At 68.2% G+C, this 8,283-nt stretch carries 7 protein-coding genes and 1 riboswitch; of the genes, 5 read left to right on the forward strand and 2 right to left on the reverse strand.

Annotated features, from left to right (window positions below; genetic code table 11):
- Positions 1-32 precede the first annotated feature (32 nt).
- Positions 33-1,817: an SLC13 family permease gene (locus Q7T09_RS01960; protein ID WP_304697284.1), complete on the forward strand. Its 1,785-nt coding sequence runs from the start codon at positions 33-35 to the stop codon at positions 1,815-1,817.
- Here the strand turns inward: Q7T09_RS01960 and Q7T09_RS01965 are convergent.
- The gene (locus tag Q7T09_RS01965; RefSeq protein WP_304697285.1) at positions 1,814-2,377 is read right to left on the reverse strand and encodes a TMEM165/GDT1 family protein; all 564 of its coding nucleotides are present in this window, start codon (positions 2,375-2,377) and stop codon (positions 1,814-1,816) included. The genes Q7T09_RS01960 and Q7T09_RS01965 overlap by 4 nt on opposite strands.
- Before the next feature lie 17 nt (positions 2,378-2,394).
- A riboswitch (yybP-ykoY riboswitch) is annotated at positions 2,395-2,578 on the reverse strand.
- Positions 2,579-2,887: 309 nt separating this feature from the next.
- Here Q7T09_RS01965 and Q7T09_RS01970 point away from each other — a divergent pair.
- From Q7T09_RS01970 to Q7T09_RS01980, 3 genes are all read left to right on the forward strand, one after another.
- Positions 2,888-4,753, forward strand: a complete 1,866-nt coding sequence (locus Q7T09_RS01970) for a ribonucleoside-diphosphate reductase subunit alpha (protein WP_304697286.1) — start codon at positions 2,888-2,890, stop codon at positions 4,751-4,753.
- Between the two features lie 92 nt (positions 4,754-4,845).
- Positions 4,846-5,787, forward strand: a complete 942-nt coding sequence (locus tag Q7T09_RS01975; protein ID WP_304697287.1) for a lipid A-modifier LpxR family protein — start codon at positions 4,846-4,848, stop codon at positions 5,785-5,787.
- A 137-nt stretch (positions 5,788-5,924) separates the two neighbouring features.
- Complete coding sequence (locus Q7T09_RS01980; RefSeq protein WP_304697288.1) at positions 5,925-6,773, forward strand: lipid A-modifier LpxR family protein; 849 nt, start codon at positions 5,925-5,927, stop codon at positions 6,771-6,773.
- Positions 6,774-6,879: 106 nt separating this feature from the next.
- Here the strand turns inward: Q7T09_RS01980 and Q7T09_RS01985 are convergent, their stop codons facing one another.
- Positions 6,880-7,539, reverse strand: coding sequence for a glutathione S-transferase family protein (locus tag Q7T09_RS01985; RefSeq protein ID WP_304697289.1), 660 nt, complete (start codon positions 7,537-7,539; stop codon positions 6,880-6,882).
- 135 nt (positions 7,540-7,674) lie between these two features.
- Here Q7T09_RS01985 and Q7T09_RS01990 point away from each other — a divergent pair.
- Positions 7,675-8,283: ribonucleotide-diphosphate reductase subunit beta (locus tag Q7T09_RS01990; protein ID WP_304697290.1), on the forward strand; the 609-nt coding region annotated here is incomplete at its 3' end.

Consider the following 8,283-nt stretch of genomic DNA (forward strand, 5'->3'; position numbering starts at 1 on the left):
CCCCGCCCAAGCCATTGGGCGCGGGGCGAGGCATGACACATCAACAGGCGCTGGCCTTCGGCCTGATCGCCGTCACCATCGGCGCCTTCATCTGGGGGCGGTTCCGCTACGACCTGATCGCGCTCGTCTCGCTGCTGGCCGGCGTGCTGCTGGGGGTGGTGCCGGCCAAGAACGCCTTCGACGGCTTCTCCAACGACATCACGGTGATCATCGCCAGCGCCCTGGTGGTCAGCGCCGCCTTCGCCCGCTCCGGCATCATCGAGGCCCTGCTTCGGCCGCTGCTGCCGCGCCTGAAGACCGAGCGTAGCCAGGTTCCCGTGCTGACCGCGGCGGTCACCCTGCTGTCGATGGCCACCAAGAACGTCGGCGCCCTGGCCATCATGATGCCGGTGGCCCTGCAGGTGGCGCGGCGGTCCGGGACCTCTCCAGGACGCTTGCTGATGCCCATGTCCTTCGGCGCCCTGCTGGGGGGCCTGGTGACCCTGGTGGGGACGGCGCCCAACATCATCGTTTCCCAGGTGCGCGAGCAGATCCTGGGCAAGCCCTTCGGCATGTACGACTACGCTCCCGTCGGCCTGGCGCTGGCCGCGATGGGGGTGCTGTTCCTGTCCTTCGCCTACAAGATGCTGCCCAAGGACCGCACCCCGACCACAAACATCGACGCGGCCCTGGCGGCCAACGCCTATTTCACCGAGGTGAAGGTTCCCGAGGACTGGAGCTTCGAGAAGAACCGCATCCTGGACCTGCACGCCATGGCCCACCACGAGGTGCGGGTCATGGCCCTGCTGCGCGGCGGCAGGCGCAAGTCCCAGCCCCACCCCAACACCAAGATCCTGCCCGGCGACACCCTGTTGCTGGAGGGCGAACCGCACGGCTTGGACGACCTCATCACCCGGGCCAAACTGCGCCTGACCCGGGCCGACAAGCCGCTCTCCATGGAGGAGCCCACCGAGGAGGTCCGCGTGGTGGAGGCCGTGGTGGGGGCGGAGTCGGGCCTGATCGGCGAGACCGCCCAGCGCTTCGACCTGCACGGCCAGCACGGGGTCAACCTGCTGGCGGTCAGCCGCTCGGGCTTCCGGCTCAGCCAGCACCTCAACCGGGTGCGCCTGCGGGCCGGGGACGTCATCGTGCTGCAGGGCGGCGAGCGCAGCCTGCCCGCCGCCCTGACCTCGCTCGGGCTGCTGCCCCTGGCGGAGCGGGAGGTGCGTCTGGGCGGCATCCGGCACGCCCTGGCCCCCGCGGTCATCCTGGCCGCCGCCATGGTCCTGGTGGCCTTCCAGGTGGTTCCTGTGGCCATCGCCTTCTTCGGGGCCGCCGTGGTCATGATCGCCATCGGCTCGATCCGCATGCGGGAGGCCTATTCGGCCCTGGACGGTCCGGTCCTGGTGCTGATCGCGGCCCTGATCCCGGTGTCGGAGGCGATCCAGACCACCGGCGGCGCCGACCTGATCGGCGGCTGGCTCTCGGCCCTCTTCCGCGGCCAGGCGCCGATGCTGGCCCTGGCCGCCATCATGGCCGTGGCCATGGCCGCCACGCCGTTCCTGAACAACGCCGCCACCGTGCTGATCGTGGCCCCGGTGGGGGCGGCGCTGGCCCTCAAGCTGGGGCTCAATCCCGACCCCTTCCTGATGGCCGTCGCGGTGGGCGCGGCCTGCGACTTCCTCACCCCCATCGGCCACCAGTGCAACACCCTGGTGATGGGGCCGGGGGGCTACAAGTTCCGCGACTACCCCCGCCTCGGGGCGCCGCTGACCCTGCTCGTCCTGATCGCCGGCACGCCGCTGATCGCTCTGTTCTGGCCCCTGGTGAAGGGCTAGCCCCAGATCAGGATCCAGAGGCCGATGGCGGCGAAGGAGGCCGCCGCGGCCCAGCGGATGGCCTTCAGGGGCAGCTTGGTGGCGGCCGCGTCGCCGAGGAACACCGCCGGGGTGTTGGCCAGCATCATGCCCACCGTGGTGCCGGCCGCCACCAGGGCCACCTCATGGAAGCGGGCGCCGAGGGCCACGGTCGCCACCTGGGTCTTGTCCCCCATCTCCACGAAGAAGAAGGCCACCAGGGTGGTCCAGAAGACCGAGGACCCGGCCCGTTCGCGGGGCGCGTCCTTGTCCTCGAAGGTGTCGGGAATCAGCGCCCAGCCGGCGAAGGCGATGAAGGCCAGGCCCAGGACCCACTTCATCCAGGGCCCGTCGAAGAAGGCGCCGGCCACCGAGCCGATGGAGGCGGCCAGGGCGTGGTTGGCGATGGTGGCGAAGAAGATCCCCAGCAGGATCGGGACCGGCTTGCGGAACCGGGCGGCCAGCAGGATGGCCAGCAGCTGGGTCTTGTCGCCGATCTCGGCGATGGCCACGAGGCCGGTGGAGACGAGGAAGGCTTCCATGAATCGAGCGTCCGGGCGGGGTCAGGCGCATACCAATGGCTTTCCGCGCCGCCGACCCCGCAAAAGATCAGCGCACGAAAGCCAAAGGTCTCGCCAAGCTCGATGCCGGACGCGCCATGCTTGGGACCTTTCGGCCCCGCACAAGTCTGTTGACGCGCCCCCTGCTGGAACCGCAGGCGGCTACTCCCCAGTGACGCGGTGGGGATAGGGCGCGGCCTCCGCGGGTGCAAGTTCTAACTACGCGTTCGGGAGGCGAGATGTTTTGTCACACTGTCGTGAGCCGGGGCTGGCGGGCGCCGCTGAAAGCCTTGCCGAACAACCCCCAGGGAGCCACGTTAAGACCTCGTTAACGAAAAAGCCTGGGGACGCGGCCATTCCCCCCGTTGACGAGTCATTAGGCTTCATGCCCCCATATGATGCGTATCTGGGGTTAGGCGACCACTAGATATAGGGCTTGCCGCGTTGGGGCGGTTCTAGACGGAAGCGCCTGATAGTTATGGGTTTTGGATCATGAGCAGCAGTGAAGCGGTATTGCGGACGGTTTCGGAAGCCAACACGGCGGCCCCGGAACGGGCCGATCGACCGCAGCTGCAACTGGTCCGCAAGGTCGAGGTCGATCGGTCGCGGGACGCCCTGCTGACCGACTTCGGCAAGACCACCCTGGAGGACCGCTATCTCCTGCAGGGGGAGTCCTATCAGGACATGTTCGCCCGGGTCGCCACGGCCTATGCCGACGACGCCGACCACGCCCAGCGCGTCTATGACTACATCTCCAACCTCTGGTTCATGCCGGCCACCCCGGTGCTGTCCAACGGCGGCGCCGATCGCGGCCTGCCGATCTCCTGCTTCCTGAACGCGGTCGGCGATTCGCTCGACGGCATCCAAAGCGTCTGGAACGAGAACGTGGCGCTGGCCTCCAACGGCGGCGGCATCGGCACCTATTGGGGCGGGGTGCGCTCCATCGGCGAGAAGGTGAAGGGCGCCGGCCAGACCAGCGGCATCATCCCCTTCATCCGCGTGATGGACTCGCTCACCCTCGCCATCAGCCAGGGCTCCCTGCGCCGCGGCTCGGCGGCGGTCTATCTGGACATCCACCACCCGGAGATCGAGGAGTTCCTCGAGATCCGCAAACCCTCGGGCGACTTCAACCGCAAGTCCCTGAACCTGCACCACGGCATCTCCATCAGCGACGCCTTCATGGAGGCCGTCCGCGACGGGGAGATGTTCGGCCTGCGCTCGCCCAAGACCGGCGACGTGGTCAAGGAGGTCGACGCCCGCACCCTGTGGCAGAAGATCCTCGAGATCCGACTGCAGACCGGTGAGCCCTACCTGATCTTCTCCGACACCGTGAACCGCTCCATGCCGCAGCATCAGCGCGACCTCGGCCTCAAGGTCCGGCAGTCGAACCTGTGCTCGGAGATCATGCTGCACACCGGCCCCGACCACCTGGGCGCCGAGCGCACCGCGGTCTGCTGCCTCTCCTCGGTCAACGCCGAGAAGTTCATGGAATGGCGCGACCACCCGACCTTCATCGAGGACGTCATGCGCTTCCTCGACAACGTCCTGCAGGACTTCATCACCCGCGCCCCGCCGGAGATGAAGAACGCCGTCTACGCCGCGATCCGCGAGCGGTCGGTGGGCCTGGGCCTGATGGGCTTCCACTCGTTCCTGCAGGCCCAGAACGTGCCCTTCGAGAGCGCGCTGGCCAAGTCCTGGAACATGCGCCTCTTCAAGCACCTGCGCCGCCAGTGCGACGCGGCCTCCCGGACGCTCGCCGCCGAGCGCGGCCCCTGCCCGGACGCCGCCGACATGGGCGTCATGGAGCGCTTCAGCCACAAGCTGGCCATCGCGCCCACCGCCTCGATCTCAATCATCTGCGGCGGCACCAGCGCCGGCATCGAACCGATCCCGGCCAATATCTACAGCCACAAGACCCTGTCGGGCACCTTCGCGGTCAAGAACCCCTATCTGGAGCGCCTGCTGGACGAGAAGGGCCAGAACACCGCGGCGATCTGGGACACGATCCTGGAGAACGAGGGCTCGGTCCAGCACCTGGACTTCCTCACCGACGACGAGAAGGACGTCTACAAGACTGCCTTCGAGCTGGATCAGCGCTGGGTCGTGGAGCTGGCCGCCGACCGCACGCCGGACATCTGCCAGTCCCAGTCGGTGAACATCTTCCTGGCCGGCGACGTCGACAAATGGGACCTTCACATGTTGCACTGGCAGGCCTGGGAGCGCGGCTGCAAGTCCCTCTACTATCTGCGCTCCAAGTCGGTGCAGCGCGCGGCCCACGCCGGCGGCGAGGGCCTGGTCATGATGGACCAGGGCCCCAGCGAGAAGACCGACTACGACGAGTGCCTCGCCTGCCAGTAGAACCCTGGCGCCAAGTCGATCGCACCGCGGTACAAGGTTTATCGACCTAACGGCGCAGGTCCCTCGGAGTGGCTATGAGACTGCTCGCGGCGATGGCTTTGACGCTCGGATGCGCGGCCACCACGGCCGCGGTCGGCGCCGCCGTCTTCCCCGCGCCCGCCGTCCAGGCCTCGCCGGGCGACCGGGTCTTCCAGGAAGAGTGGAACAGCCTGCAGGCGGCGGTCTTCGCCCCCAGCGCGACGGCGGCGGTCGACTTCGTCCGGCCCCCCACACCCGACCTCGCCGGCGGCGCGGCGGTGGAGGCGGGACTCGAGCCCGACTTCCGCCAGCCGGCCATGACCGGCACCCCCCTGGACCTGTCCACCGCCTTCGCCGCCGAGACCTACGTCCCCGGCGAGGGGGTGGCCCGCTGGAAGGTGACCGAGATGGCCATCGCCCGGCCCGCCGTCCACGCCGTGGACGCCGTGCGGGTCTCCATCGGCCAGATCGCCCGCACGCCCGGCGCCCTGCCGCCGCGCCCCGGCCAGGCGGTCTCCGCCGACACCGAGGCCTATGAGGTCAGCTACACTCGCGGCTGGCCGGCCCTGGTGGCTATGGACGCCGGCCCGTTCGACCTGGAGCTGACCCCCCACGCCGGGGTCGGCATCTCCAACGCCGGCGGCGAGGCCGAGGCCGGCGCCATGGTCCGCCTGCGCCGGAAGGCCGAGGGCCTGGTGGACCGCCTGGGGGTCAGCGACGGCGCGCGCTTCGGCGACCGGGGCCGCTGGTACCTGTTCGCCGCCGCCAGCGGCCGGGCCGTGGGCCTGAACCTGCAACGCGCCAACGGCGACTGGTCCAACCGTGGGCTCTCCACCGACTCCTCCAGCGCCCTGGTCAGCGACGTCCAGGCCGGGGTCGGCTGGCGCAAGGGCTCGGTCCAGGCCTCGCTGGCCTGGATGCGGCGCAAGGTGAAGGCCGCCCAGACCATCATGGGCTGGGACCATCGCGACGATTCGATGGTGGCCTTGACCGTATCCATCAAGCCTCGGCGCTGATCTTGCAGGGAAATTTCCAACCACGACAGGTGCGGCGGTTAAGCACGGGAACCGAATTTCCCGTTGCGTCCTTCTCAGAGCGTGGAAGAATGTCGTCGGGCCGCTCGCCTGACGACGCGGCAAGGGGAGATCGCCTCATGAGGTCGATGGCTGGGCTGGCCACCGCCTTGGGCATTACCGGGATGTGCGCGGCGACGAGCGCCGCGGCGCAGTCGACACCGCTCATCCTCGATTCGGGCGCCGCGCAATTGATGAGCGCGGCCTTCGATCCCAAGGCCTATTCGCCCCGGGACGACGATCTCATCGCCAACCTGCTGGACCGGGAAACCTACAGCCCCGGCGTCGGCCCGGTGCGCTGGGACAACAGCAAGGTCCTGCTGGGCGACCACGGCGTGGCCGTCGACTCGCTCAGGGTCTCGGTGGGCGGGGCGGTTCGCACGCCCGGCGGCCTACCGGTGAATTTCGACCGCGCCGAGTTCGAGGCCCAGGCCTACGAGATCTCGCTCACCCGCAACTGGCCCGACGCGGTCAGCTTCGCCACCGATCGCTACGACGTCTCCCTGACGCCCCACGCGGGCCTGGGCGTGTCCAGCGCCGGCGGCTCGGCCGAGGCCGGCGCCATGCTCACCCTGGGCCAGAAGGCCTCGGACGGCTTGAAGTCGCGCCTGGGCGCCATGGGTGTCCGCGACGGCGCCGCCTTCGGCAATGAGGGGCGCTGGTACCTGTTCGCCGCCGCCAGTGGTCGGGCCGTGGGCCTGAACATGCAGCGCAACAACGGCGACTGGAACGGCGCCGGCTGGTCCACCGACCCCTCCAGCGCCCTGATCGGCGACGCCCAGCTCGGCGTCGGCTGGCGCAAGGGCGCCATGCAGACCTCGCTGGGCTACATCCACCGCGAGGTGAAGGGCCAGCACATGGTCTGGGGCCAGGAGACCAAGGACGACTCGATGGTCGCCTTCTCCCTCTCCATCAAACCCCGGCATTAGACCTAGAGCTGTTCCTGTTTCGAATGAATCGAAACGGGGCTCTAGAGTCCTGACTTGGTCGCTCTTCCTGATCGCCTGATTTGATCCAAGTCAGGCGGGAAACGCTCTAGCCTTCCCACCCCTCATGGAAGCCCATGCGCTCGGCCCACAGGGCGTGCAGCCGCGGGTCATCGTCCACCCGGCGCACCACCTCGCCCATCTTCGGCGCCACCTCGTGGAAGCGCCGGCGGCGCGGCCGGAACCGCGAGACCGCGGCGACATAGAGGTCCAGCACGGTGAGGTCGTCGCCCAGGATGTAGCGGCCGGGCGTGACCTGGCGCTCCATCATCCCCCAGCACTCGGCGATGCGGTCCAGCACGCGGGTCTCCAGGGCAACGTGACCAGCCGGATCGGGGACGAGGCGCGAAGGGTCGTCCTTGACCCAGTAGAGCGAATAGATCGCCGAAGAGACGAAGCTCATCCAGCGCAGGAACTGGGCCCGCTTCGGATCCCCCGGCGCCGGCGCCAGCCCGGCCTTCGGATAGGTCTCGGCCAGCCAGATCAGGATCGCCGCGCTCTCGGTGACCACCTCGCCGGACGGCAGCACCAGGGCGGGAACCTGGCGCATGGGATTGGCCTTCAACACCTGGTCGCCGCTGGCCGGGTCGTCATGGTCCCAGGTGTAGGCGTCGATCAGAGTGTAGGGGACCTCCAACAAGGTCAGGGCCGCCTCGACGGGAACCGCCCCGGAGCCCCGCGCGCCATAGAGGGTGAGAGCTGCGGCCATCTGTCCATCCCCATGCAATTCACAACATCTTGGGGGCCTGCGTTAACTCGCCGCTAGATGTTGTCGTGGATCGATGGCTAAAGTTAACCCACTAACGCGTCGTCCGTCGAATCCGTCCTGCTGGAAAGTCCGCCCGTGACCGCCTCGAAAATCGCCCTGCCCGGCCTGCTCACTCCCTCCTACGCCTACAAGCCCTTCCGCTATCCGTGGGCCTACGAGTTCTGGAAGAAGCAGCAGCAGGTCCACTGGATGCCCGAGGAAGTTCCGCTGGGCGAGGACTGCAAGGACTGGGCGACCAAGCTCAACGACCGCGAGCGCAACCTGCTCACCCAGATCTTCCGCTTCTTCACCCAGTCGGATGTCGAGGTGAACGACAACTACATGGAGCGCTATTCCCGCGTCTTCAAACCGACCGAAGTGAAGATGATGATGTCGGCCTTCTCCAACATGGAGACGATCCACATCGCGGCCTACGCCCTGCTGCTCGAAACCATCGGCATGCCCGACAGCGAGTTCACCGCCTTCCTGGATTACCAGGAGATGCGCGACAAGCACGACTACATGCAGCAGTTCGGGGTCGACACCAACGCCGACATCGCCCGCACGCTGGCCATGTTCGGCGGCTTCACCGAGGGCCTGCAGCTGTTCGCCAGCTTCGCCATGCTGATGAACTTCCCGCGCCACAACAAGATGAAGGGCATGGGCCAGATCGTCTCCTGGTCGGTGCGGGACGAGAGCCTGCAC

This window comes from Phenylobacterium sp. (genome assembly GCF_030645195.1).
Classification (GTDB): domain Bacteria; phylum Pseudomonadota; class Alphaproteobacteria; order Caulobacterales; family Caulobacteraceae; genus Phenylobacterium.